Origin of the sequence: Nocardia paucivorans NBRC 100373, from assembly GCF_000308675.1 — a bacterium.
Taxonomy (GTDB): Bacteria; Actinomycetota; Actinomycetes; order Mycobacteriales; family Mycobacteriaceae; genus Nocardia; species Nocardia paucivorans.
Genome location: NZ_BAGE01000094.1, coordinates 1 through 863, shown reverse-complemented (window position 1 = coordinate 863; position 863 = coordinate 1). Strand labels below are relative to the sequence as shown.

General features: G+C 68.9%; 1 protein-coding gene and 1 pseudogene. One reads left to right on the top strand and one right to left on the bottom strand.

Going from position 1 to position 863, the window contains the following annotated elements; genetic code table 11:
* Nucleotides 1–307, top strand: a pseudogene (locus ON32_RS23420) (recombinase RecQ); the annotation flags it as partial.
* 44 nt (nucleotides 308–351) lie between these two features.
* Here ON32_RS23420 and ON32_RS23415 read toward each other — a convergent pair.
* On the bottom strand, nucleotides 352–863 hold a 512-nt coding region (locus tag ON32_RS23415; RefSeq protein WP_040793182.1), incomplete at its 5' end, for a methyltransferase.

Sequence of the window (863 nt, the reverse complement as noted above, 5' to 3'; positions counted from 1 at the left end):
CCCCACCACCCACCCGATACTGCTCACAACCCTGGCCGAGCGCCTGGCCGCACTCGGGCGCCTGCACAATCTGGGGACCCTGCGACGCCGCCCCGACCTGCCCCCGGTCTCCGCGGCCAACTCCGCCCACCGCGTCGCCGCCCTTCACGATTCCTGGCAACTACCCGAACTCCCCGCCGGTACCGGCCCGATACTGCTCGTCGATACCGTCACCGACACCGGCTGGTCCTTCACCGTCGCCGCTCAAGCCCTACGCCGCGCAGGCGCCTCCGCGGTCCTCCCTTTCGCCCTCGCCACCCCGGTCTGACCCCGCGGCAACAAGACCCACCCGTGCCCGGGAAGACCTCGTTCTCACCGCGCCGGAACGGCCTCGAGAATGTTCTCCGGCGACAACGTCGGGGTACACGCGAGCAGAGTGAAGCCGGCATCGGCGAGCAGAGCACGGTACTCGGCTTCGGTGCGCTCTCGGCCCCCGGTATTGACCAGCATCTCGAGATCGATGTAATTACCGGGATGCGAGCCGTCACGCTCGGGGAGTACGAGTTCGATCAGCAGCAACCGCGCATCCGGCGGCATCGCCGCGCGAAGCGTCCGCAGGATCTGCCCGGCCTGCTCGGCAGGCCAATCGTGCACCACATGTTTGAGCAGGTAGGCATCCGCGCCTTCGGGCACCGCCTCGAAGAACGACCCTGCAACCACCGTGCACCGGTCGGCCACCCCGGCCTCCGCCAACCGGGCCGGCGCATCGGCAACGACCTCGGGCAGATCGAACAGAATACCGCTACACATCGGGGCGCGACGCAGAATCGCACACAACAGGGCCCCGCGTCCGCCGCCGACATCGACGATCGTGCGGTAGCGGG